This window comes from Chenggangzhangella methanolivorans, assembly GCF_042648545.1.
Taxonomy (GTDB): Bacteria; Pseudomonadota; Alphaproteobacteria; order Rhizobiales; family Methylopilaceae; genus Methylopila; species Methylopila methanolivorans.
Genome location: NZ_JBHRXS010000016.1, coordinates 12,629 through 37,016 on the forward strand (window position 1 = coordinate 12,629; position 24,388 = coordinate 37,016).

Genomic DNA, 24,388 nt, shown 5'->3' on the forward strand with positions numbered 1-24,388 from the left:
CCCCCTTGCGGAGAGGGGAGAAGCATAACGCGCGACGTCCGTGACCCCTTCTCCCGTTTGCGGGAGAAGGTAAGGATGAGGGGGCATAGCGCAGCGGGATCCGAACGCCGCTCGTCCGCCCTGGAAGCGCTCAATTCTGAAGCCTCTGAGCTTCAATTCTGAAGCCTCGGAGCTAACGCCCCTCACCCCTACCCTCTCCCGCAAGCGGGAGAGGGAGGCGGGAACCTCCAGCCTCTCGACCGGCGACAAACCGGCGGGCCTTCGCGTTCAGCGCCGCGATGTTCTAATCACGTGGCGGCGGACTATCCGCCCGAGACGGCGGCGCCATGAGCGACCAGACGACAGCTCCAGACGACCAGCCGGACGCGCCGAACGATCCATGGCTCGCGCGCGCCCACATCCTCGTGGTCGACGATGAGCCGGGCATGCGGAACTTCCTCACCCGCACGCTGACCCCGCGCTGCGCGCGCGTCGAGGCGGTGGAGAACACGGCTGCGGCCGGACGGCTGATCGACGCCAGCCATTTCGACCTCATCATCCTCGACAACAAGATGGCGGGCCGCACAGGCCTGGAATGGCTCGCGGAGCTGCGCCGCGACGGCTTCTTCACCGAAGTCATCCTGATCACGGCCTTCGCCGACCTCGAGACCGCGATCGAGGCGCTGCGCGCCGGCGCGGCCGATTTCGTGCTGAAACCGTTCCGCACCAAGCAGATCCTCAACGCGATCGCGCGCTGCCTCGACCGGGCGGCGCTCCGGCGCGAAAATTTCGTCCTCCGCCGCCAGCTCGGCGCGAGCCCTGAGCCCGAAAAACCCGGCCGCCTCGTCGGGACCTCGCCCCAGATGGCGCGCATCCGCGAGATGGTGGCGCGCGCCGCCGCCACCCCGACCACGGTGCTGATCACCGGCGAATCCGGCACCGCCAAGGAGATCACGGCGCGGGCGCTCCACGACCAGTCGCCCTATTCCGCAAAACCCTTCGTGCCGGTGAACTGCGCGGCGATCTCCTCGGAGATCATCGAGAGCGAGCTGTTCGGCCATGTGAAGGGCGCCTTCACGGGCGCGGCGTCCTCGCGCGAGGGCCTGTTCTTCTATGCGCAGGGCGGCACGCTGTTCCTCGACGAGGTCGCCGAGCTTCCGCTCGCGCTTCAGGCCAAGCTGCTCCGGGTGATCGAGGACCGCAAGGTGCGGCCCGTGGGCTCGGACCGCGAGGTGCCGATCGACGTCCGGCTGATCGCCGCCACCAACGCCGACCTTTCCGAAGAGGTCGCGGCCGGGCGCTTCCGCGCCGACCTCTTCTACCGGCTCGACGTGTTCCGCATCCACCTGCCGCCCTTGCGCGACCGGCCGGAAGACGTCGAGGCGCTGGCGCGGATGTTCATGGGGCAGATTTCGGCGCAGCTCGGCCTGCCGCCGCTCGCGCTCGATGACGAGACGTTGAAACGCTTCGCGGCCTATCCCTGGCCCGGCAACGCCCGCGAGCTGCGCAACCGCGTCGAGCGCGGCCTGATCATGGGCGCCTTCGACGTGCCGCATGTCGAAGACGCAGGCGAGGCCGAGACCGACGACCTGTCGGAACTGGAAAAGCGCCACATGCTGCGGGTGCTGGACGCCGCCGGCGGCAATCGTGCGGAGGCTGCGCGCAGGCTCGGCGTGTCGCGCAAGACGCTCGACCGCAAATGCGCCGAGTGGAATGCCTGAGAGCCCCTCCTCGGACTGGCGGCTGCGGTCGGTCCGCTCGCGCCTGCTCGCCATCGCGCTGCTGCCGATGGGCGTGGTGCTGCCCGTAGTGCTCGGCTTCGCGCTGTTCTGGTGGCTCGCCCAGTTCGACGCCCTGCTGATCTCCAAGGCCAATGACGACCTCATCATCGCGCGCCAGTATCTCAGCCGCCTGAAGGAGCGCGGCGGCGAGCAGCTGACCGCCCTCGCCCAGTCGCAGGCCTTCGCCGACGCCGCGCGCTCGGGCGGGATCCGGCGCCTGCTCGACGCAAGGCGCGCCGAACTCGGACTTGATTTCCTCTACCTCGTCGAGCGCAACGGCGCGGCGACGCCCGATCCCGAGCGCAAGGTGGTGGAGGCGGCGCTTTCCGGCCGCCCCGAAACCGCGCTCGACCTGTTTGAGCAGGACGAGATGATGCGCCTGTCGCCCGGCATGGCGGAGCGCGCGCGGGTCGAGCTGGTCAAGACCCCGAACGCAGCCGAGACCGACCGCACGGTCGAGACGCGCGGCCTCGTGATCCATTCCGCGACGCCCGTGACGCTCGGCGACGGGCGGCGGGCCGCGCTCGTCGGCGGCGCGCTGCTCAACGGCAATCTCGGCTTCGTCGATACGATCAACGACCTGATCTACGCCCATGGCGAGCTGCCGGCCGGCGGCCAAGGCACCGCGACGCTGTTCCTCGGCGACGTGCGCATCGCCACCAATGTGCGGCTGTTCGGCGATCGCCGCGCGCTCGGCACGCGGGTCTCGCGCGAAGTGCGCGACGCTGTGCTGGGCGAGGGCCGCACCTGGCTCGACAGCGCCTTCGTGGTCAACGACCGCTACATCTCGGCCTATGAGCCGATCGTGGACGGCGGGGGAACGCGCGTCGGCATGCTCTATGTCGGCTTTCTGGAGAGCCCGTTCCGCACCGTGCGCTGGACCATGATCGCGGCCGTGCTCGCGGCCTTCGCGCTTGCCGCCGCCCTCACCCTGCCTTTCCTGCTGCGGCTTGCGCGCGCGATCTTCCAGCCGCTCGAGCAGATGAACCGCACGATCGCGGCGGTCGACGCCGGCGACCTGTCGGCCCGGACCGGCAACCTCGCCTGCCATGACGAGATCGGCCTCGTGGCGCTTCGCTTCGACGAGCTGCTCGACGGGCTGCAGGCCCGCGACGCGGAGCTTCGGACCTGGGGCGCCGAGCTCGACGCCCGGGTGGCCGAGCGCACCCGCCAGCTCGAGGACGCCCGCCGCCAACTGGTGATGTCGGAGAAGCTCGCGGCGATCGGCGAGATCACGGCCGGCGTCGCACATGAGATCAACAACCCGATCGCGGTGATCCAGGGCAATCTAGAGGTCGCGCGCGAGGCGCTGGGACCGGCGGCGCTCGACGTGAAGACCGAGTTCGACTTGATCGACCAGCAGGTCCACCGGGTGAACATGATCGTCACGCGGCTGCTCCAGTTCGCGCGGCCGGACGAATACGCCGGCTATGTCGAGCAGGTCGCGCCGGGAAGCGTCGTGACCGATTGCCTCGTGCTCGTTCGCCACCTGCTCGAACGCGCCGCCATCACGGTCGAGACGACGGATGCGACGAGCCGCGAGGTCGAGGTCAGCCGCACCGAGCTGCAGCAGGTCGTCATCAACCTGATGGTCAACGCCATCCACGCCATGCCGGAGGGGGGCGCGCTGACGATCTCGACCGCCGACGAAGCCCGATCGGGGGCGCCCGGCGTCGCGATCCGGGTGATCGACACCAGCGTCGGCGTTCCGTCCGACAAGCTCGAAAAGATCTTCGACCCGTTCTTCACCACGCGCACGAGCGGCGGAACGGGGCTCGGCCTCTCGACCAGCTACACGCTGATGGCGCGCTATGGCGGGTCGATCACCGTCGAAAGCGAGGTCGGTCGCGGCTCGACGTTTACGATCTGGCTGCCGGTCGCGCTTAGCTGTTCAGATGCGCCCCGTTGAGCCGTTCGAGGTCGGCTGCGGCGATCTCGAGCTTCCGCTCCATCTCCGCATTCCACTCGGCGAGGTCGCATTCTTCGGGAAGCCACATCTTGATGTCGTAGGGGGCCCCTCGTTGAGGCGTGACGGTGAAACGCGTCAGGCCGTCTGCGTCCACGCCCGTCTTGCGCATGTTTTGGGCTCTGACGAGCAACATGAGGAACCGCGACAGGGTGACGATCGCGGCGGAAGAAGCTGTGGTCGTCATCGGCTCCTCATGGCGCTAGGCCGCTCATTATCAGGCGATGCGCGGCATGTTTCACTGATTTGGATTAGGCGCCCCGACGACGCCGCCGGCAGACTCGATGCTTTGGGCGAGAAGCCCCCGCCCTCGCCCGCGCGTCACGCCGTCGCCGGCCTCGCGGCGCGCTGGCGATCGCCTCGCCGGCCGGCGTCGGGAGACGACTTCGCCAGAAAGATTTGAGCGTTACGAAGCCGCGCTTATCCGGATGACCGCCGCGACGCTTGGGACGCCGTTCGGCTCGATCGCGAACAGCATCCAGTCGCCCGGGAGCAGCCGCGCGCCCTTCGTCTTGAGGTCCAGGGCGTACGTCGTCCCGTTGACGGCCGCCGGCTTCAATTGCACCGACCTCTGGTCGTTGCTGACCGAATGGGTCACGGCCGCCAGCCTGATGAGCGAGAACTGGGAGACCGGAACGTCGGTCGACACGCTGATGCGCTCGCCCAGTCGCGCTGTGGCGGGCGCGCTCGTGATCGCCGGCCGGGCCGCGAGCGATCCGTCGTCGTTCAACAAATAGGGAGGCGTCAGAATCTCTGCGTCGGGATGATTGGTGTCGCATGGGGAACCGCACAGCCCGCCGCCGCCGACGAACACCCTCGCGTCCTTCATGAGAAGCGCGATGCTGTGATAGTTCCGCGGGACCGTCATGGGCGCGAGCCTCCGGAAGGCTCCGTTTCCGCCGGACTTCGACCAGAGCTCGGGGATCATGACCGACCGCTCGTCGCTGAAGGCTTCTGGAAAATTGCTTCCTCCGATCACGACGACGTCTCCGCCCGGCAGGGCGACGGAGTTGGCGAAAGCGCGGGCGAAGGCCATCGGCCTTTGCCTCGTCACCTGGATCGGTCCCTTCGGCCCGTCCCCAAAGTCGATCAGATGGGCTCCATCGGACGCCTGGAGGCTTTCATAGGCCGGAGCCCCGCCGATCTTCAGCAGCTTGGTCGGCCCGATCATCACGACGTTGCCGTTCATGGCGTAGGCGTCGTCGCCCCGATCGCCGGCCGGCAGAATGCGCCCGTCGCCCTTGACGTCGATCCAGTGCATTTGCGCGCTGGGGCCGGCGTGCAGCACGTATCTATCGCTGTAGGCGAACAGCCACATGTGGTTGTCGGAGCGGAACTGTCCGGCGGGATCGGGTCCTGCGAGGTCTTCGCCGTTGACGCCCGAAAGCACCCGCCAGCCAGAGAGACGGTTCCAGACTTCGCTCTTCTTGTATCCGATCCCGCCGCTCCATGATCCGCCGACGGTCAGCACGTCGCCGGACGGCAGCACGGCGTCTCCCTGATAGCCGCGCGGCACGTTCATTTCCGCGCTCGTGGTCCAGACGTTCAGCTCGGGATCGTAGATGCTGGTCTTGGCGTTGCTCGATCCGCCGTTCACGAGGATGCGACCGTCAGGCAGGGTGGCGGTGCCCGGACAGAACATGTCGTGGCCGGTGCTCGAGACAGTCACGGACGTCGAGGATCCGCTCGCGAGATCGAAGATCGTCGTGAAGGTCTTTCCCTGATCGTCGCCGAAGGTGAACGGGTCATGGGACGCCCACATGAGGATCTTGCCGTTGCGCAGCGTGGACGCGGCGACCGGGATCAGCGGCAGGGAGATTTTCGGCGACCAAACCGACTTCAGTGCGGGATCCGACAAGGTCCATTTCTGGGAGTTTGCCTCGCCGCACGCTGCGTGGAGCGACGCCGCATCGTCGTCGATCGACGAGTCGGCGACGTCGAGACATTCGCCGGACACCGCCGAAACGATCTGGAACCAGTCCTGAACGCGCCGGAAACTCCAGTTCTGGCTCGCCTCGCCGTTGCACGGCGCCTGAACGACTGCGGCTCCGTCGCTCGGACGGGCCGCGAGGCACATGCCGGAGCGGACGTTGACGATCCGGCTGACGGCCGCCGTCTTCTGGAACAGCCACCTCTGGTGCGGCTGATCGGAGCAACGGCCTTGGGACACGCGCGCGCCGACCTGAAGATTCGCGTCCTTCAGCTCCGCGCACATTCCGCTGTTGCGGTTGACGAGCAACCGCTCGACCCGAGCGAACGCGCCGCCCGACCCGATGAACGCCAGGCAGACGACCGCTGCGACAAAGGAGACGATGGGCGCCCGCATGACAGTTCCCCGAAACGTTTGACGAGGAATTCCTAGGCTTGCCCGCCATGCCGCTTAAGACGCTCAAAAGAGAGTCTCGAGCAGCGCGGGCGACGCCCTGGGGCGGCGTAGGCGTAGAAAGTGGTAGGGCCAGCATCGGGTCCGCCGTCATATCCGGACAGGGCGACACGTCTTTTTGCCGCCTCCATCGCCTCGAAGCTGAATCGAGGCGGCCAATGCGCGGAGGTACTGAAGAGCGATCGTTCCGCTCTTGGGAGCCTTCCAGATGTCCTACATGGTCGTGTCACGAACGGAGCCGCCTCACACGATGGTCGCGGCGACCGTCACCGAAGCCCTCGAGCTTGCGCGCGAACTCGGGCAGGCGGAGCATGAGAAGGTGACGATCCTGAGCGACAGCGGCTGGATTCTCAGCCTCGACGAACTCGAGAATCTCATCGAAGGCTGAGAGCGGGCTCAGGCCCGAACGGCGAACCGCGCAAGGTCGATCGCGCCGCGCGCGAAGGCGCGGGTGCGCTTCTCGACCCTCCCGAGCGCGAACATCGCGTGGAATCTCGGCGTCTCGTAGCGCGCTCCGGCGAGCCAGCGTTCATAGCGCGGCTCGATCACCTTTCGGATGACGGACGTCCAGCGCGAGCACAGAGATTCTTCCGAGAACGCCTCCGCCGCAGCCCGGCCCGTCTCGACGAGCCGTTCATACGCCGAGCGGTCGTGCTTGAGCACGAACGCCGCCTGCATGACGCCCTCGACCGTTCTCGCCTGAAGAAAGTCCTGTCCGGGCCGCCCGACCTGCTCATAGGCGCTGTCGAAGCCGCCGATAAAGGGAACCTCGGCCCGCCAGGCGTTGATCAGCTTGCTCGGGGGCTTGGTGGGATAGCGCCGGCGATCGAAACTCCGCACCCCGACAAGGATGTCGACGCCGCTGAAGTCGTGCCACGCCTCCCGGGGCGGCGTCAGGAACTCCAGGTCGATCGAGGCGAAGGCCTTGCGCCAGAAGACGGCGTCGGCGGCGAGATTGCCGTTGAACGTCTGCCCGACATAGGCAGCCGTCTCGACGCTTTTCCGACCGCCGCTGCGCTTGATGAGTCCAGGCTGGGCCCACAGCGGCAGGTATGTCGCCGTCGCAGACGCCTGGAGCTTGTTCTGGACGATGTGGTGATGGGCCCAGCGCCGCGCCGGGTAGTCCGCGCGGAGGCAAACGACGAAGGCCGACGATCGTCCTCCGATTTTGCCGAGCTGGTCGGAGTGCACGAAGTTGATCGCGTCGTCCCGCAGGCGGTTGCTGCACGACACCGGCAAGTAGGTCCATTGCGCGAGATTGAGATAGGTCTGGAGGCTCCAGCACAGGTCGCCCTGGGAGGCGATCCCCGCGGCGACGCCGGGGTCGCGCGCGAAGCAGTCGGCCACGCTGCGGATCGCCAGGAACCGCGGCATCGCGTGGTCCGGCTGGTCGATCACGAAATTGAGCTGCGGCGTCATCTGGGCGAACCGTGGAAAGCAGGACTTGGGTCAGGTCGCGAGCTCACGGGAGGCCGGCGCGGCGGCCGATCATGTCGGAGAAGACGCTCTTCAGCCTCCGATCGACGCGCTCGAGCCTCATGAGGTGGCCGAAGGGCGGGGCCGTTCGCATCGCGGGATTGAGGCGCAGCCCGAAGCCGAGGACGTCCGCTCCGGTCTGGCGTCGCCCCCGACACCATTGCGCGACCCCGGTCCAGAAGGCCGCGGCCGCAAGCCGGCGCCGCGCGAGCGCGCGCAGAGCCTCCGCGTCCTCGAGCAGTCGCCCGTCGCTCCCGAAGAACGTGTCGAAGGCGTCAGCCCGCTGAGCGTAGTCGATCAGGACGTTCCGGTAGTAGTCCGCGGACATGTTGGCGCCGTGCAGCCGATAGACCGCCTGCGGAACCGGCGTATCGGCGACGTCGCCATGAGCCGCGAACCTCAGCCACATCTCCATGTCGCCGGCGTGCGGCAGGGACGGAAGATAGCCGCCGATCGCCTTCTGCGTCTTCGTCCGCACGATGGCGGTCGGCGTCGGCACGAGATTGCGGATCTGCTCGCAGTGCTCCTTGACGAAATCCCGGCCTGGACGCACCCGCCAGCTTGGGTCGACGCGGTCGTCGCGAAGCGCGGGCGCGGGTTCGTCGGGGCGCGCGGTCTCGCAGGCGCCGTAGGTCAGCACGACCTCGGGCCGGGCGTCCATCAGCGCGGCCGCGCGCTCGAGCGCGCCGGGGGCGAGATAGTCGTCGGCCGACAGCGACAGGAAGTACGGAGCCGTCGCCCAGGCGATGCCCTCGTTGTAGGTCGCGATGTGGCCTCGGTTCTCCCGGTGGACCAACGCCTCGACCCGAGGATCGGAGGCGGCGAGCTCGCGCGCGACATCGGCGGAGTCGTCCGGCGAGGCGTCGTCGATGATCAGGACGCGAACGTCGTTCATCGATTGGGCGAGGATGCTGCCGACGCATTCGCGAAGGAAGCGCCCGTAGCGATAGCAAGGTATCGCGATGTCGACGACCGCCATGGAGCCCTCGCAGTCGGAGCGTTGCCGGATCAAGGTCTGATGCGACGCTAAGCGCTCTGCGCTCGGCCGCGCGACGCCCCCGATAGGACGCCGCAGAGATCGAAAGTGGTACGCGCAGGGCCGATCAGGGCCTCACGTCAGGCGCAGCCGGGCGCTTCGATTGACCTGCGCTTTGGAGTCGATGTTCGAAAACCCGTTGAGACTGATGTCGGTCAGGCGTAGGAATCCGCTTCCGCACGCCACGATCGGATCGCCTTCGACGGGTTCGCAGGGCTGGCCGGGAGCCGCGAGATAGCGGGACGTCGGCTCGACGACGTCGGCCCGCCAGATCGTCACGCGGCGGTCGTCGAGGAAGCAGAACGCGCCGTCGAACGGCCGCGACGAGGCGCGGATCAGGCGGCGGATCGTGTCCGCGTCGGTCCGCCAGTCGATCCTGGAGTCGTCGGGGCGGCGGGGATAGCAGCGCAGCGCCGCCGAGGGATCCGGATTCTGCGGCACAGGCTCCTCGCCGCGCGCGATCGAAGCGAGCGCGGACGAAAACAGCTCCGGCATCGTCGCGTCGATCCAGTTCTGGACGTCGGTGACGTAGGTGTCGGCCTCGAGCGGATAATGGGTCCGCGCATAGATCGGACCGGCGTCGAGCTCCGGCGTCATCTGGTGGACGCACAGGCCCACATGGGGCTCGCCCGCCAGTATCGCCCAGTTCGGACAGGCGTTTCCGCGAAATCGCGGCAGGTCGCCGGCATGTCCGTTGAGAACGCCGCGCGCGAAACAGGCGAGCGTCGCCGGCTTGATCAGCGTTCTCCAGTTCAGCGAGATCCCGAGTTCGCAGGCGGCGTCCCGCATGGTCTCCACGATCTGCTGGGAATTGACCTTCGCGGTTTCGACGAAGGCCGCCCCGCAGGCGAAGGCGAGCGCCGCAAACGGTTCGCTGGCCGCCATGTCGCCGGAGGTCACGACGAGTCCGATCGTGTGCCCGTCCGTGAGCAGACGACGCGCGGTATCGACGAGCAGTTTCGTGCGGCCGACGATCGCCAGTCTCATGGCCTGGTCGTCAGCTCCCCGACGCCTGGTAGATGACGTCGACCCAATAGTTGGACTTGTTGAAGCTGAGGTTGGGAAACACGCCGGACGCGCCGTAGGCGTAGACGCCGTTCCCGCCGCTCGCCGCATCCGACGGCGCGGTCAGCGCCCCGCTCGTGCGCGCGGAGGCGAAGTAGTTCCCGTCGACCGAATAGTATCCCGCGGTGTGGTACGAGGCCACGTAGGTCACGCCGGTCGAGACCGGGACCGGGGTCGAGAACAGCACCTGCTGCCAGCCGCTGGCCGTCTCGTTCGCGAAAGTCGTGGTCGCAAGCAGCGTCCCGTTCGCGTTCCAGAGGCGGGCCTGATGCACGCCGACATTCTGCGGCCCCTTGAAGAAGCGCATTCCCACGATCGTCCCGGCGGCGCTCACCTGGAACTTCACGCCGAGCTCGACGGACTGGGAGTCGTTTTCCGTCACGGTCGCCGGCGTGTCGGTCGTCGCGAACAGCGTCGTGCCCGGGGGCGGCGGCGGCGGCGCTGCGGGCGCGAACACCACGTCGACCCAGTAGTTCGACGCATTGGCCAGAGTGTCCGGAAACACCGTCGCAGCGCCGTAGTGAAACACGCCGTTGCCGCCGCCGGCGGCTCCCGGCGCGGTCAAGGGAGCATTGGTCCGCGCGTTGGCGAAATAGCCCGGATCGGCCGAATAGAAGCCGTTGGTGTGATAGGACGCCACGTAGGTGACCCCCGCCGAGACGGCGACCGGCGTCGCGAAGGTCGCGGTCTGCCAGCCGGTCGCGGTCTCCTGGGCGAAGGTCGCGGCGGCGAGTTGCGCGCCGCCGGCGCTCCAGAGGGCTGCGCTGTGCGGCCCGACGTTCTTCTCGCCCTTGTAGAACCGCACGCCGGTGATCGACCCGTTCTGGGATGACGAGAACCTCACCCCGAGTTCGACCGAATTGACGTCCTGCGTGAAGACGTTCGTCGGCTTGTCGGCGTAGCTCCAGAGGCTCTTGGTCGCCGCCGGCGCGACCGTGATGGGCACGCCGGGCTTCGGCGCCTCGAGGTTGGCGCTGTCGTCGGCCGCGCGCGAGCGGATGACGTAATTTCCGGCGGACTGGGCGATCCAGAGATAGGACCAGGACGCAAGGCCCGCAGCCTTGCGCCAGGTGGCGCCGTTGTCGGTCGAAACTTCGACGCCCGCCACCACGCCGCCGACGTCGGTCGCGGTCCCGGTGATCGTGACGAACTGGCCTTCGACGATGCTGGCTCCGCTCGCCGGCGCCGTGATGGTGGAGACCGGGGGCGTCACGTCCGTCGACTTCGTCGCGGCGGTGAGACCGTTCTGAAGCGTCGCCGGCTGGACGTTCATATCGGCGAACAGGTTGACCACCGCCTGGCGGACGCGCGTGTCGGTGGCGGTGGCTTCCGCGTCATGTTGCGCGTCGAGGCCCCAGACCAGGTAGACCGTGCCCGCGCCGAACACCAAGCCGCCGCCGGATCCGCGGTAGAGCGTCATGCTGTGGGTGGCGTTAGCCGAGCCGAGCGTCAGACCGTAGTCGCGCAGATATGTGCCGACCGCGACAGTCGTCAGCGACAGGTCGATGAGGCCGGCGGGCCGGAAGCCGTTGTCGACGTCCTCGTCCCACTCGTAGCCGAGATAGTTCGTGACCAGGGAGGCCGTCTGGCCCGGCGTCAGATTGGCGACGGAGGTGTTGCGCCAGAAGCGGAAGCGCGACTGGGCGTAGGGGATCCTGATCGTGTCGAGGCGATAGGAATCGACCTGGAAGATCGTGCCCGTCAGGGCGTTCTCGGGCCGGCCGCCGTCGGAAGGCGGCGAGAAGCGCGGGTCGCGCCACGTCCCGGTCCATGTCGCGCTCGGGTCGGTCTTGGCGTTTTCGCGCGTCTCCTTGTAGCAGACCATCGTCCGGTACGGCGTCGCGCTTGGGTCCGTGCTCGGCTCCCAGCGGATCTTCCAGTAGCACTCGTTGCCGCTGAAGAAAGCGAGGTTGACCCCAGCCGCGCGGGCCGCCTCGACGTTCGCGCGTTGCGCGGCCGACCAGTATTCGTCGTGGCCGACCGAGAGATAGATCTTTCGCGTCAGAAGCTGTCCGCCCCGCCGGTCGACGTCGACGCCGGTCGTGTAGGAGACGTCGTAGCCGTTGCGCTCGAGCCAGCGGATCATCGAGTGCTCGACGCCGAAGATCCAGTCCCACGGGCCGCTCTGGAACTGGTAGCCGCGGGTGTTGTACGGCCGATTGTAGCTGACCTTGACGGCGCGATTGATCGCGGTCGCGCCGCCGTAGAGGCTATAGTTCCCCCACGAGTTGTAGGCCTGCCACGTCGTGTCCGACGTCTGGAAGATCAGGTCGCTGGTCGCGCCGTCGTCGCGCACCACGAAGGGGATGTGGTTAGCGCCTGTGGTCGCGTCCTGGCGAACGAGCTTGGCGATGTAGAGCCCGGAGACGGCGCTCGCCGGCACGGCCCAGCTCGCCGACGTCGCCCAATTTCCGCAATCGACGAGGCCGAGAGCCGCGTTGACGATCGGGGCCGGCTGGGTCTGCGCGCTCGGGAGCTGCCGTTGGATCGTCGTCACTTTGCGCGCGCCCGATCCGCCGTAATAGCCGAGGCGATAGATGTCGATCCTGTAGTTGGTCGAGTCCGTCAGGATCTTGAAGCTGACCGTCTGGCCGCGGTTGACGCTGATGTCGGTCGCGAAGCCGACGATGTTGTCGTCGCCGATGCCTTGAAGATCCCATTCGCTGGCCGGGTTTCCGGCGAGCTGGTTCTCGATCGAGATCTTGTTCGTGGCCATGGAGCGTTCGCCTGGGTCTCGGACGGACCGATCCGTCCTTCGCGAGCCTCCGGCCCGATGATGAGGACAGCGATCGCGCAGGAGGGAGTGAAGCGCACGCTCGCCGCGGCGAGCGCTTCCTTCCATCGTGGGATGGGCTCGTCAGCCGAGACCTTCTTGGCGTCGGCCTGGCGACGCAACACCGTTTCAGGATGAGGACAGGAGCCCTCCGAACGGTAGAAAGTGTTACGGCTGGACTTTCGACGGACCGGCTCGTGGACGCTCGCGCGAGTCGGCTGGAGCGACGCCTGACCCTTTCGACGGATGCCCTGGCCAATCCCGCACGAAAGAGGTAGCCGGCGTCGCCGAGCCCGATCCTTCGGGCGCGTTGCCCCAAACCGGACGCCTCGGCCATCACCACGGGGGCGGTCGACGGGGAGTTCGGGCCATGAAATCGTTCGAGACGTCGAGCCGCGGCTCCGTCACCGTCCCGAAGCCGCGCGCGACAAGACCTGACGACACGATCGTTGGGCTCTCCCGACCGTGACGGCTTCGTCGCCGGATCGCGCGGCGCCGTCCACCGCGCGCCGCATCACCTTGGCGGTGCTCGCGATGTGGCTGTCGCGCGTCGCCGCCATCGCGCTCGGCCTCTTGCTGATGCCGCTCCTGTTCGCGCGGCTGCCCGCCGCGGAGCTTGGCGTATGGTTGCTTCTCAGCCAGAGCGGCGTCCTGATCCTGCTGCTCGATTTCGGCCTGACCTCGACGCTCATCCGCCGCTTCGCGTTCTGGCAGGGCGACCTCATGGTGGGCGGGGGCGAATCCGACGACGCGGCCCGGAGCTTTTCCCGGCTCGCGGCGACGGGACGGCGGCTCTATTTGATGATCGCGCTCGCGGTCGGAGGAATTTCCTGGCTCGGCGGGCTCGCCTTCATCGCCACGCTCGATATCGATCGGGCGCTGATGCAGGAAGCTCTGCTCGCCTGGTCGATCATCTGCTTCGGGCAAGCGATCGCGCTGTCGAACGGGCTCTGGACCGCGGCGATCTCGGGCCTTGGCCACGTCGCGCCGGTCTCGCTTCTCGCGATCGCGTTCAACGCCGCCACGATCCTCGCGCAGTGCGCCATCGTCATCGCCGGCGGCGGGCTGACGGCGCTCGCGGTCGCCGGCGCACTTGGCAGCCTCGGATTTCGCATCGGCGCGGTCGCCTATCTCCGGCGCAAGGAACCCTCGCTGGCCAAGATCAATGGCGGGTGGGACAAGGCGACCGCCGTCGACCTGATGGGGCCGTCGCTGAAGTATTTCCTGACCGAAGTCGGCGCGCTTCTGCTGATGAAAGCCGACCCCTACTTCATCGCCGCCTTCCTCGATCCCGCCAGCCTGCCGGTCTACGCCGCCAACTATCTGCTGGCCTTCAACGCTGCGGTGATCTCGATCGCGATCGGCGACGCCGGCAACGTCTATGTGTCCCAGCTCTGGCGGACCGGGACGACCGACCGCGTCCGGGCGATCGTCCTCAGGAGCATGAGAGTGGGCATGGGGCTCATGGCGCTGGGCGCCGCTCTCCTGCTGTTCGCGGGGCCGTCGATCACGGCGGTCTGGCTCGGCGACGGACGCTTCGTCGGCCTGCCCGTCATGGCGACGTTCAGCGCCATGCTGATCCTCTACACGCAGCAGAGCCTGCTCTTCGGCTTCTCGCGGGCGACCGAACATGAGGTCTACGCCGGTTGGTATCTTGCGGCCGGCGCCCTGAACATCGGCCTGAGCTTCGTGCTGACCCCCACGCTCGGCCTCGTCGGCGTCGCCTTGTCGACCCTGCTGGCGCAGGCCGCCACGACCGGATGGCGGATACCTCTTTTGGGATTGCGGCGGCTCGACATCGAGCTCTCGCAGTATCTCTCGCACGTGGCCGCGCCGATCGCCGCGCTGTTCATCGCCGCCTGCGCGGCGATCTGGCTCGTGACCTACGGACCCGCGGCGCCCGACGCGCCGTTGGCCAAGCTGATCGCCGCGACGGCCGCGGGCGGCGCGGTCGGACTTGCGGGCTTCTGCACCCTCGTGCTCGACGACGGAATGCGCGCCCGCCTGCTCCAAAAGGCGGCGCAGCTGGGCCGGCGCTCTCTCGCTCCTGGCGAGTGACATCGTCCGACTGTCTGAGCGCCTACGCCCTTTGACTTCCCCGTGGGCCCGGACGGCAAGAAAGACGGACGGAAGATCGACAGGAATCCTAGGTCGCGGCGCGCGCAGACGCCCGCCTATCGTCGGCGCGACCGAGAGGCCGGCGGCCTCCGAACGCGGCGGCACCACGATGTCTCAAGCGCCCCTCTACCTGAACGCCTTTCTCCTGACCGTGGTCCTGATCGTCCTGTTCCGCGACATCGCCTCGAGAGCAGGCTTCGTCGACCGGCCGGATCAGGAGCGCAAACGACATCAGGGCGACGTCCCTCTGGTCGGCGGTCTTGCGATGTTTCCCGCCTTTGTCGTCGCGTCGATCTTCCTCGCGCCGGACCTCAGGGCGCCTCTTGGCGTGATGGCGGGGCTGGGGGCCCTGGTCGTAGTCGGAGCGATCGACGACAGGTTCGGTCTGCGGGCCGGAGTCCGGCTGACGGCCCAGACGGGCGCCGCGCTCCTGATGATCTGGCCGATCGCGCCCTCGGTCGACTGGTTCGCGGGAACGCCCGCGGAAGTCCTCGCGCTGGCCGCCTTTGCGGGAGCACCGCTCGCGCTTGTCTTCGTGGTCGGGCTGGCCAACGCCTTCAATATGATGGACGGCCTTGACGGTCTCGCGGGCGGCGCGGCGGCCTCAGCGCTGTTCTGGCTCGCGCTGACCGCTATGGCGATGGGGCGCGAGGACGCGATCGTCGCGGCTCTGCCGCTGCTGTTCTCGGTGCTCGGCTTCCTCGTTTTCAACCTTCGCCACCGCTGGCGCGCGAAGGCGTCCGTGTTCATGGGCGACGCCGGCAGTCTGATGCTTGGCGCCGCCGTCGCCTATTTCAGCCTTTCGCTCGCCAATGGCGGCGAACGCGTCGTCTCCATGGGGCCGCTCCTGTGGATCTGCGCGCTTCCCGCCATCGAGACCCTCAGCCTGATCGTCAGGCGCCTGCGCGCCGGCCGCAGCCCGATGGCGGGCGACCGCCGGCACCTCCATCACCTTCTCGTCGACGCAGGCATGTCTCCGCGAAGCGCGGCCGCGACGCTCATCGTGGCCTGCGGGACGCTCGGCGCGCTCGGCTACATGGCCGCGATCCTGGGCGTCGACGACCTCGCGATCTTCGTCGGCCTCGCGCTGGTCGCGGCGCTCCATTCGCTCGTGGTCTGGAAGGCTCCCGCGTGGATCGCGCTCCAGCTCGCAAAGCCCGACGGCGCGGGCGCGCTGCAAGCCGCCAGGTCGATCTCCGATCGGCTCGCCGGACCCGCGTCTGGGCTCAGCGCGGCGATCGTCTCCCCTGCAGAAACGGAAGAAGCAAGATGATCCCCGTCTCCGTCGTCATCCCGACCAAGAACGAGGCGGTGAACCTGCCGCATTGCCTGGCGGCGCTCAAGGCGTTCGATCAGGTGATCGTCTGCGACAGCGAAAGCGCCGACGCGACGGCTGCGATCGCGCGCCGGTTCGGCGCGGAAGTCCTGCCGTTCGTCTGGAACAGGCAGTATCCGAAGAAGAAGGAATGGTCGCTGAAGCACCCTTCGGTGCGCAACGACTGGGTCTTCATGCTGGACGCCGACGAGATCGTGTCTCTGGCGCTCGTGCAGGAAATCTCGGCGCTGCTCAGGCAGGGGCCGCGGTGTTCGGCCTATTTCATCGAGGGCCGTTTCGTCTTTCTTGGAGAGCAGCTTCGCTTCGGCCATCGCAACTGCAAGATGATGCTGGTCGATCGCCGCCGCACGACGTTCCCTCATCCGGACGATCTCGACATTCCCGGCGGCTGGGAGGTCGAAGGCCATTACCAGCCGACGATCGACGGCAGGATCGGCCGGCTGAAGTCGTCGCTGCTGCACTGGGACCGCAAGCCCGCCGCCGCCTATTTCGGCCGGCACGACCTCTACGCCGACTGGGAGGCCCGGCTTGCGCAACGCGGCGGCCTGGCGAAGCTCGCGGCGAGCGAAAGTCTGTCCCGCAGGCTCATGAAGACGGCGTTCAGAAAAATACCGGGCCGCTGGCTTACGGCGTTCCTGCATTCTTACGTGCTCAAGCTCGGATTTCTGGACGGCTCGGCGGGGTTTCACTTCGCCATGGCGCGGGGGTTCTATTACTGGCAGATCGCGCTGCGCGGCCGGACGCTGGTCGCGGAAGCCAAGGTCGCGGAGAACGCCGGGAGCGCTCCGGCCGCGCTTGCAAGCCAGAAGCCCTGACCGATGGAGCAGCGCAGCCTTTGCAGGCCGGCGTATGGCCGACCGGCGCCCGGACTTTCAGGCGCTTCGCACAGGCTGATCAGGACTTTGCGCGGTCTGATCTACGTCTCCACCGCCGCATGTCTTTTCGCCGCGGCTGCGATCACCGGCGCTGGCTATGTGCTGCCGGTCAAAGACGTTTCACAGTCGGCCGACGCTCTGGTGGTTCTTGGCGGATTCGGCGTCCCTAGGGCTGAATTGGCGGCGTCTCTGTTCGCTCGCGGAGCCTATGCGCGCGTCGTCGTCACAGGCGCCGGGGACGGCGACGCGATGCGCGACACCCTGACCGCGCGCGGCGTTCCGGAGCGATCGATCGTGATGGAGCCGAATTCGAGAACGACGCAGGAGAACGCGATCAACGTCGCCGCGATCCTGCGCGCGCAGGGGCTGCGCTCCGCCAAACTCGTCACTCACTGGTTTCACGCTCGCCGGGCGATCGCCGCGTTTCGCGCGGCGGCGCCCGAGGTCGCGTTCACGGCGGCCTCCGTCACGCCGGAGGGCTCCCCGCGCTGGCGCCTGGGCTGGTCGTCGGAGCCGCAGGCGACGCTGTCGGAATACGTCAAGATCGTCTGGTATGCGATCGCCCACGGGGTGTTCGTCCGCCTGACCGCGGAACCTCTGGGGCCGCCGGCGTGAACGAAGCCCTGATCCTGGCCTTTGCGGCGCTGTGCTTCTTCCTGATCGCCGAAGGCGTTCTCCGTCGCGGCGCGGTCTATGAGTATCCGTTTCTCGCCGCGGCGATGATGACCGCGTTCATCCTTCCGCAATTGCCCGGGCTCGCGGACAATGTCTTCCTGCCCGCCGACGGGTTCGCCAAGACGCTTGCGTTCTCGATCGTTTGTCTCGCGGCCGTCCCGATCGGCTGGCGGCTTTCGGACCGTCCCCTTCTTTCGACGCCGATCCCGCTCGACGAGACACGGCTGCTGACGGCCGCCGCGACGCTGTCGGCGATCGGGGCGGGCTTCTACGTCGTCATAAGCCGCCTGCCGCCCGAGACCGTGGTGTCGACCGCGCTGAGCGGCCCGACCGTGATCTACCTCTTCTTCTCGAAGATGCTGGTCTTCGGCTTCGCGATCGCGGCGCTGTGCGCGGCCCGCCGGCCCTCGGCCGTCGCGCTTGCGATCCTCGCCTGCGACGCGGCGCTCTACCTCGACCGCATCGTCGTCACCGGAAAGCGCGGCGAAGCGTTCGAATTCGTCCTCATCATCGCGTTGGCGGTGTGGTTCCAGATGCGCCGCGCCCTGCCGCGAGCGCTCGTGATCCTGACGGTGCTCGTCGGCGTGATCGGCCTGTCAAGCACGGAGGATTACCGCAACATCACGCGGCGAGGGCAGACGCCGGGCCTCGAGGACATCGCCAAGATCGACTTCATCGGAAATTTCGAGACGCTGCTCGAGTCCGGGGGCACGGAGTTCCAGAACGCCGTCATGCGGATGGACGTCGTCTCGCGCAACCAGTCGTTCGACTACGGGCTCTCGCACTGGAACGATCTGGTGATGTCCTATGTGCCGGCGCAGATCGTCGGAGACGCCTTCAAGCGCTCCTTGCTGGTCGTGACGCCCGGAGCCGTGGACAGGTTCTACGCGGCGAATTACGGGACGACCGACACCGGCATGGCCGACGCCTTCGGCTCGTTCGGCTATCTCGGCTTCGTCAAGTTCTTCGCCGTCGCCTGGCTGATGCGATGCATCTATCGCAGCGCGGAGTCGGGCGACGCCTCCTGCCAGATCATCTACATGCTGAGCGCGTTGCCGGCCATGCACGTGTTCTCCCATCACACCAACTGGATCGTCACCGCCTGGATCCAGATGGCGATGTTCCTCGGGCCGGCGCTTCTCTACGCCGGCCGCCGGCGACGCCGCGCGCCCGTCGCCGGCAGGGCGGCCTAGATGAGCCTCGTTCGGGAGACAGCTGCGGCCGAGCCGCTCTCCCCTCGCCTCGGCGGCCCGACTTTCACGCTGCGCCATCGCCTGCTCCGCATCGGATGGAGGCTGTCATGGCTTGCGCTCGCGCGCTGGACCCCGTCGCCGATGCATGGCTGGCGGCGCGCGCTGCTCAAGCTCTGGGGGGCAAGGCTGGCGGCGAGCGCACGGGTCTATCCGGACGTCGTCATCTGGTGGCCTGCGCATCTCGTCATGGAGACGCACGCGTCGCTTGGGCCGGGCGTGACCTGCTACAATGTCGGCGAAATCCGGCTCGGTGCGTTCGCGATCGTCTCCCAGCGCGCGCATCTCTGCTCCGGCACGCATGACTGTCACGACCCGGATTTTCCCCTTCGGTCCCTGCCCATCGAGATCGGGGCGAACGCCTGGATCGCGGCCGAGGCCTTCGTGGGCCCCGGCGTGACGGTCGCCGAAGGCGCGGTCCTCGGCGCCCGCGGCGTCGCGATGCGAAATCTCTCGGCCTGGACCGTGCACGCCGGAAATCCGGCGTCGCCGATGCGCGAGCGGCGTCGCCACCCCTCCAACGCCGGAGCTCAGGCGTAGGTTTGGTCTTCGACCAACCGGGGCAGGCTAAAACCACCGACATCCTTAGGGGGTAGAGGCGTCGTCGAAAGGCGACGCCGCTTTCGTCTTACGAGACGATTTTGGCCTAGAGGCTCGAAACCTTTCATCATCTTCCCGCGACTCCGGGGCGGCCATAGCCTTCTCGCGTTCGCCTCATTTCGGGGCGACGGGGGGCAGCATCCATGGCGATCGCAAATGTTTCGCTGGGCGAGGGAGCGGGTTTCTCCCATCCCGACCTCGTCAACGCTTACGGTTGTTCGATAGGGCGCGGCACGCGCGTCGGACCCTTCGTCGAAATCCAGAAGGGCGTCGCGATCGGCGCGTCCTGCAAGATCTCGTCGCACTCCTTCATCTGCGAAGGCGTGACGATCGAAGACGAGGTGATGATCGCCCATGGGGTGATGTTCACCAATGACCTTTTCCCGAAGGCGACCTCGGACGGCGGGGCGCTGCAGGGCGAAGGCGACTGGACGCTGACCGAGACGCTCGTCGGCCGGGGAGCCTCGATCGGCTCGAACGCGACCATCGTCGCCGGCGTCACCATCGGGGCCGGCGCGCTGGTGGCGGCCGGGGCGGTGGTCACCAGGGACGTGCCCGACCACGCGCTCGTCATGGGCTCGCCCGCCCGCGTCGTCGGCGACGTCAGGGACAGGCGCAGGAGCGGCGCTGCGGCGCTGCTGTCCGAACGCGTCGCCGGCCAGCGGGTGGCGTCATGATCGGCGTCGGCGTCATCGGCTACGGGTATTGGGGGCCGAACCTCGCGCGGGTCGCGGCGGAGACCGAAGGCTGTTCGGTCGTGGCGATCGCGGACATGTCTTCGGCGGCGCTCGGCCGCGCGACCCAGCGGCATCCGCTGGCGCGGCTGACCAACGACTGGCGCAGCTTGATCGCCGCGCCCGACGTCGAGGCCGTCGTCATCGCGACGCCTGTGCATACGCACTATGAGATCGCCCTCGAGGCGCTTCAGGCGGGCAAGCACGTGCTCGTCGAAAAGCCGATGACCGAGACCGCGGAGCAGTCGGAACGACTGATCGAGGAAGCGGCGCGCCGAAACCTCGTCCTGATGGTCGACCACACCTTCGTCTACACCGGCGAGGTGCAGAAGATCCGGGAGATCATCTCGTCCGGTCACGTCGGCGACGTCTTCTACTACGAGTCGACGCGCATCAACCTCGGCAAGTTCCAGAGGGACGTCAACGTGATCTGGGACCTCGCCGTCCACGATCTCGCGATCCTCGACTACGCCCTGGGGGCGAAGGCGGTCGCGGTCTCGGCGAGCGGCGCAGGCCACATCATCGGCTCGCCCGAGAACCTCGCCCACATCACGGTGTTCTTCGATTGCGGGGCGATCGCCCATCTCAACGTGAACTGGCTCGCGCCGGTCAAGGTCCGGCAGACCTACATCGCCGGCAGCCGGCAGATGATCGTCTACGACGATCTCCAGACCAGCGAAAAGCTCAAGATCTACGACCGCGGCGTCACCTCCGACGCCACGCCGGAGGACCTCTATCAGCGCCACGTCGCTTACCGGATGGGCGACATGTGGTCCCCGCACATCCCCATCAAGGAAGCGCTCGCGACGGAGCTCGAACATTTCGTCGAGTGCGTCACGACCGGCGCGACGCCGATCACCAGCGGGCGCAACGGGCTCGACGTCGTCCGAATGCTGGAATGCGCCACGCTGTCCATGAAGCGGCGCGGCCATCCGATCGACCTCGAGCCGTTGAGGGTCGCGTCGTGATCCCGCTCTCGGACATCTCGGCGCAATACGGGCCCATGGCCGGCGAGATCGAGGCGGCGGTGATCTCCGTGCTTCGCGGCGGCCGCTACGTGCTCGGACCCGAAGTCGACGCCTTCGAACAGGAGTTCGCGGCCTTCTGCGGCGCGCGGCGCGCCGTGGCGGTCGACAGCGGCACGTCGGCGCTGCATCTCGCTCTGCTCTCGCTCGGGATCGGCCCGGGCGACGAGGTCATCACGACGTCCGCGACCTTCGTGGCGACGGTCGCGGCGATTCTCTACGCCGGCGCGACGCCGGTCTTCGTCGACGTCGACCCAAAGACCTGGACGATCGACCCCGCTTTGATCGAGCAGGCGATCACCCCCCGAACCAAAGCGATCATGCCTGTGCATTTGCACGGGCGTATCGCCGACATGGCGGCGATCGGCGAGATCGCGCAACGCCACAGGCTGAGGGTGATCGAAGACGCGGCCCAGGCGCATGGCGCCTTCCGGTCGGGCGTCGGGGCGGGCTTGTTCGGCGACATCGGCTGCTTCAGCTTCTATCCGGGCAAGAACCTCGGGGCCTGCGGCGAAGGCGGCGCGGTGGTCACCGACGACGACACGCTCGCCGACGTGGTTCGGCAGCTCCGCGACTGGGGTCAGGAAGGCCGGTACAATCACGTCCGGCGGGGCTTCAACAACCGGATGGACGCGCTTCAGGGCGCGGCGCTGAGGGTGAAGCTTCGGCGGCTGCCGGAGTGGACGAGCGCGCGCCGTCGGATCGCGGATCGCTATCGCCGGCTGCTCCAGGAAAGTGGCGTCGTCCTGCCGGCTCCAAGCGCCGGCGAGGACCACGCCTATCACGTGTTCGCCGTACGGCTTCGCCACCGCGACCGGGTCCGCGCGGCCATGATGATCGACGGGGTCGAGACCGGCCTGCATTACCCGCGCCCGGTTCATCTCCAGCCCGCCTACGCCGGCCTCGGCTATGGCCGCGGAAGTCTGCCAGAGGCCGAGACGCTCGCCGAAGAGACGCTGTCGCTGCCGATCTATCCCGAGCTGTCGGACGACGACGTCGGCCGGATCTGCGCCAGCCTCATCCGCGCGTCGCGACAGTGCGAGCTCGAGGACGAAACACGTCAGTTGGCGGCAGGGAGCGCGACATGAGCCAGACGCACGCTTCGCTCAGAGACAAGAAGATTCTGGTCACCGGAGGCGCGGGCTTCGTCGGCTCCCACATCGTCTCGCTGCTGGTCACGGAGGGCGCGGCGGAAATCGTCGTGGTCGACAACCTGGTTCGCGGCCGGACCGAGAACCTCAACGACGTCCTCGGCGACCCGAGGGTCAAGTTCTTCGAAGGCGACATCCGCGACCGCAGCCTGATGCTGACGCTCATGGACGACGTCGACACCGTGTTCCATCAGGCGGCTCTGCGCATCACCCATTGCGCCGCCGAGCCGCGCGCCGCGCTTCAGGTGATGGTCGACGCCACCTTCGACCTCGTCGAGTTCGCCGCGCAGAAGCGGGTTCGGAAGGTCGTGGCGGCCTCGTCGGCGTCGGTCTATGGCCTCGCCGACACGTTTCCGACGCCGGAAGCGCAGCACCCTTACGACAACCGCACCCTCTACGGAGCCGCCAAGCTTTTCAACGAAGGTCTGTTCCGCGCCTTCCACGACATGCACGGGCTCGACTACGTCGCCTTGCGCTATTTCAACGTCTACGGCCCCCGCATGGACATCCACGGGCGCTACACCGAGGTGATGATCCGCTGGATGGAGAGGATCGAGGCTGGGCTTCCGCCTCTCATCTTCGGCGACGGGCTCCAGACGCTCGACATGATTCACGTCGAGGACGTGGCGCGGGCCAACATCCTCGCCGCGACGTCCGGCGCGAGCGACGTCGCCCTCAACATCGGCAGCTCGACCGAGACCTCGCTGGTCGAGCTCGCCAGGCTGACGACGCGCGAGATGGGGCGGCCGGACCTCGTTCCGCTTCACGAGGCCGAACGCGCGGTCAACCCGGTCCCGAGACGGCTTGCGGACGTTCGCCTCGCGCGAGATCTCATCGGCTTCGAAAGCCGGATCGACCTCGCCGCGGGGATTCGCGGGCTCGTGTCCTGGTGGCGCGCGGAGCGCGGCCTCGACGGAAGGAGGCGGGCCGCGGAATGATCCCGATCACACGTCCCGTCATCGGCAATTCCGAGGCGCTCGCGGCGGCGCGGGTCATCCGCTCAGGCTGGCTGACACAGGGGCCGCAGGTCGCAGCCTTCGAGGAGGAGTTCGCCGCGACAGTCGGCGCCGCTCACGCCTGCGCCGTCTCGAACGGCACGACGGCTCTTCATCTCGCGCTGCTCGCCGCCGGCGTCGAGGCCGGCGACGAGGTGATCGTACCGAGCCACACCTACATCGCCTGCGCCAACGTGATCCGTCATTGCGGCGCGACCCCTGTGTTCGTCGACGTCGCCCCGGGATCCTTCAACCTCGACCCCCAGGCCGTCGCCGACGCGATCACGGATCGCACCAAGGCGATCATGTGCGTGCACCAGATCGGCATGCCGTGCGACCTCGCGCGCATCCTGCCGATCGCGAGGGCCGCGAACCTCAAGCTCATCGAGGACGCCGCCTGCGCCATCGGTTCGAGCATCAGCCTCGACGGCAGGTGGGAGCATATCGGCAAGCCGCATGGCGACGTCGCCTGCTTTTCGCTTCATCCCCGCAAGATCCTGACGGTCGGCGACGGCGGCATGTTGACGACGTCCAACCCGACTTGGGACGCTTGGTTCCGCCTGTGGCGACAGCACGGGATGAGCATCTCCGACACCGTGCGGCACGCGAGCGACCGCCCGGTGATCGAGAGCTACCCGGTCGTCGGCTACAATTATCGCCTCACCGACATTCAGGCCGCGGTCGGCCGCGAACAGTTGAAGCGTCTTCCCAAGATCGTCGCGGCGCGGCGGGCGCTCGCCGCCCGCTATCGCTGCCTCCTGACGCCGATCGGAGTGGACTGTCCCGACGAGCCGGAATGGGCGCAGTCCAATTGGCAGAGCTTCTGCGTGAGGCTGCCGCAGGGCGTCTCGCAACACGACGTCATGGCCTCCATGATGGCCGATGGCGTCGCGACCCGCCGCGGGCTGATGTGCATCCATCTCGAGCCCGCCTACGCTTCCGAGCCTCTTCGCACGCCACTGCCGCTTTCGGAGCGCGCCCGCGACGAATGCATCCTGCTGCCGCTCTTTCCCGGCATGACGGAGCGCATGCAGCGTCGCGTCGCGGCGGCGCTCCAGAGCGCGCTCGCCGCGCAGGAAAGCGCGTCCGCACGCCGACCCGCAGCGGCCGGCGGCGAAACGTCTTCGTCACCGACCAACGCCGCGCGGTTGCGGCTCGCCTGAAGGGTGG

At 67.8% G+C, this 24,388-nt stretch carries 20 protein-coding genes; 14 read left to right on the plus strand and 6 right to left on the minus strand.

Annotated elements, in window-relative coordinates; all coding sequences use genetic code 11:
- Nucleotides 1-326 precede the first annotated feature (326 nt).
- A complete protein-coding gene (locus ACFOWB_RS22040) occupies nucleotides 327-1,700 on the plus strand; it encodes a sigma-54-dependent transcriptional regulator (protein WP_261404501.1) in 1,374 nt (457 codons plus the stop codon).
- Nucleotides 1,693-3,669, plus strand: coding sequence for a cache domain-containing protein (locus tag ACFOWB_RS22045; RefSeq protein WP_378149387.1), 1,977 nt, complete (start codon nucleotides 1,693-1,695; stop codon nucleotides 3,667-3,669). Before ACFOWB_RS22040 ends, ACFOWB_RS22045 begins: the two co-directional genes overlap by 8 nt.
- Here the strand turns inward: ACFOWB_RS22045 and ACFOWB_RS22050 are convergent.
- On the minus strand, nucleotides 3,644-3,913 hold the full coding sequence (locus ACFOWB_RS22050; RefSeq protein WP_261404502.1) for a hypothetical protein: 270 nt from the start codon (nucleotides 3,911-3,913) through the stop codon (nucleotides 3,644-3,646). The two genes, ACFOWB_RS22045 and ACFOWB_RS22050, sit on opposite strands and share 26 nt — an antisense overlap.
- 219 nt (nucleotides 3,914-4,132) lie before the next feature.
- Nucleotides 4,133-6,052 carry an RICIN domain-containing protein gene (locus ACFOWB_RS22055; protein ID WP_378149389.1) on the minus strand — a complete coding sequence of 640 codons (1,920 nt, stop codon included), beginning with the start codon at nucleotides 6,050-6,052 and terminating at the stop codon, nucleotides 4,133-4,135.
- Between the two features lie 265 nt (nucleotides 6,053-6,317).
- Between ACFOWB_RS22055 and ACFOWB_RS22060 the strand changes: the two genes are divergently transcribed.
- The gene (locus tag ACFOWB_RS22060) at nucleotides 6,318-6,497 is read left to right on the plus strand and encodes a hypothetical protein (RefSeq protein ID WP_378149391.1); all 180 of its coding nucleotides are present in this window, start codon (nucleotides 6,318-6,320) and stop codon (nucleotides 6,495-6,497) included.
- A gap of 8 nt (nucleotides 6,498-6,505) precedes the next feature.
- Here ACFOWB_RS22060 and ACFOWB_RS22065 read toward each other — a convergent pair whose 3' ends face one another.
- From ACFOWB_RS22065 to ACFOWB_RS22080, 4 genes are all read right to left on the minus strand, one after another.
- Nucleotides 6,506-7,528, minus strand: coding sequence for a hypothetical protein (locus ACFOWB_RS22065; protein WP_378149393.1), 1,023 nt, complete (start codon nucleotides 7,526-7,528; stop codon nucleotides 6,506-6,508).
- Between the two features lie 43 nt (nucleotides 7,529-7,571).
- Nucleotides 7,572-8,564 (minus strand): glycosyltransferase, encoded by a 993-nt coding sequence (locus tag ACFOWB_RS22070; RefSeq protein WP_261404507.1) that lies wholly within the window; start codon nucleotides 8,562-8,564, stop codon nucleotides 7,572-7,574.
- A gap of 132 nt (nucleotides 8,565-8,696) precedes the next feature.
- On the minus strand, nucleotides 8,697-9,608 hold the full coding sequence (locus ACFOWB_RS22075; protein WP_261404508.1) for a methionyl-tRNA formyltransferase: 912 nt from the start codon (nucleotides 9,606-9,608) through the stop codon (nucleotides 8,697-8,699).
- A 10-nt stretch (nucleotides 9,609-9,618) separates the two neighbouring features.
- Nucleotides 9,619-12,402: a N,N-dimethylformamidase beta subunit family domain-containing protein gene (locus tag ACFOWB_RS22080; RefSeq protein ID WP_378149396.1), complete on the minus strand. Its 2,784-nt coding sequence runs from the start codon at nucleotides 12,400-12,402 to the stop codon at nucleotides 9,619-9,621.
- A 522-nt stretch (nucleotides 12,403-12,924) separates the two neighbouring features.
- Here ACFOWB_RS22080 and ACFOWB_RS22085 point away from each other — a divergent pair.
- The 11 genes from ACFOWB_RS22085 to ACFOWB_RS22135 all read left to right on the plus strand — a co-directional run bounded on the left by ACFOWB_RS22085 (nucleotide 12,925) and on the right by ACFOWB_RS22135 (nucleotide 24,381).
- Entirely contained in the window at nucleotides 12,925-14,517 is a 1,593-nt protein-coding gene (locus ACFOWB_RS22085) for a lipopolysaccharide biosynthesis protein (RefSeq protein WP_378149398.1), read from the plus strand.
- A gap of 169 nt (nucleotides 14,518-14,686) precedes the next feature.
- Nucleotides 14,687-15,850 (plus strand): MraY family glycosyltransferase, encoded by a 1,164-nt coding sequence (locus ACFOWB_RS22090; protein WP_378149400.1) that lies wholly within the window; start codon nucleotides 14,687-14,689, stop codon nucleotides 15,848-15,850.
- Nucleotides 15,847-16,728: a glycosyltransferase family 2 protein gene (locus ACFOWB_RS22095; protein ID WP_378149402.1), complete on the plus strand. Its 882-nt coding sequence runs from the start codon at nucleotides 15,847-15,849 to the stop codon at nucleotides 16,726-16,728. The genes ACFOWB_RS22090 and ACFOWB_RS22095 overlap by 4 nt, the downstream gene beginning before the upstream one ends.
- An 87-nt stretch (nucleotides 16,729-16,815) precedes the next feature.
- Nucleotides 16,816-17,403, plus strand: a complete 588-nt coding sequence (locus ACFOWB_RS22100; RefSeq protein WP_378149404.1) for a YdcF family protein — start codon at nucleotides 16,816-16,818, stop codon at nucleotides 17,401-17,403.
- Complete coding sequence (locus ACFOWB_RS22105; RefSeq protein WP_261404517.1) at nucleotides 17,400-18,656, plus strand: hypothetical protein; 1,257 nt, start codon at nucleotides 17,400-17,402, stop codon at nucleotides 18,654-18,656. The genes ACFOWB_RS22100 and ACFOWB_RS22105 overlap by 4 nt, the downstream gene beginning before the upstream one ends.
- Entirely contained in the window at nucleotides 18,657-19,253 is a 597-nt protein-coding gene (locus ACFOWB_RS22110; protein WP_378149407.1) for a putative colanic acid biosynthesis acetyltransferase, read from the plus strand.
- A 203-nt stretch (nucleotides 19,254-19,456) separates the two neighbouring features.
- Nucleotides 19,457-19,990 carry an acyltransferase gene (locus tag ACFOWB_RS22115; protein WP_378149409.1) on the plus strand — a complete coding sequence of 178 codons (534 nt, stop codon included), beginning with the start codon at nucleotides 19,457-19,459 and terminating at the stop codon, nucleotides 19,988-19,990.
- Entirely contained in the window at nucleotides 19,987-21,015 is a 1,029-nt protein-coding gene (locus tag ACFOWB_RS22120; protein ID WP_378149411.1) for a Gfo/Idh/MocA family protein, read from the plus strand. The genes ACFOWB_RS22115 and ACFOWB_RS22120 overlap by 4 nt, the downstream gene beginning before the upstream one ends.
- Nucleotides 21,012-22,160 carry a DegT/DnrJ/EryC1/StrS family aminotransferase gene (locus tag ACFOWB_RS22125; protein WP_261404519.1) on the plus strand — a complete coding sequence of 383 codons (1,149 nt, stop codon included), beginning with the start codon at nucleotides 21,012-21,014 and terminating at the stop codon, nucleotides 22,158-22,160. The genes ACFOWB_RS22120 and ACFOWB_RS22125 overlap by 4 nt, the downstream gene beginning before the upstream one ends.
- Entirely contained in the window at nucleotides 22,157-23,161 is a 1,005-nt protein-coding gene (locus tag ACFOWB_RS22130) for an NAD-dependent epimerase/dehydratase family protein (protein WP_261404520.1), read from the plus strand. Before ACFOWB_RS22125 ends, ACFOWB_RS22130 begins: the two co-directional genes overlap by 4 nt.
- Entirely contained in the window at nucleotides 23,158-24,381 is a 1,224-nt protein-coding gene (locus ACFOWB_RS22135) for a DegT/DnrJ/EryC1/StrS family aminotransferase (protein WP_261404521.1), read from the plus strand. The genes ACFOWB_RS22130 and ACFOWB_RS22135 overlap by 4 nt, the downstream gene beginning before the upstream one ends.
- The last annotated feature ends 7 nt before the right edge of the window (nucleotides 24,382-24,388 follow it).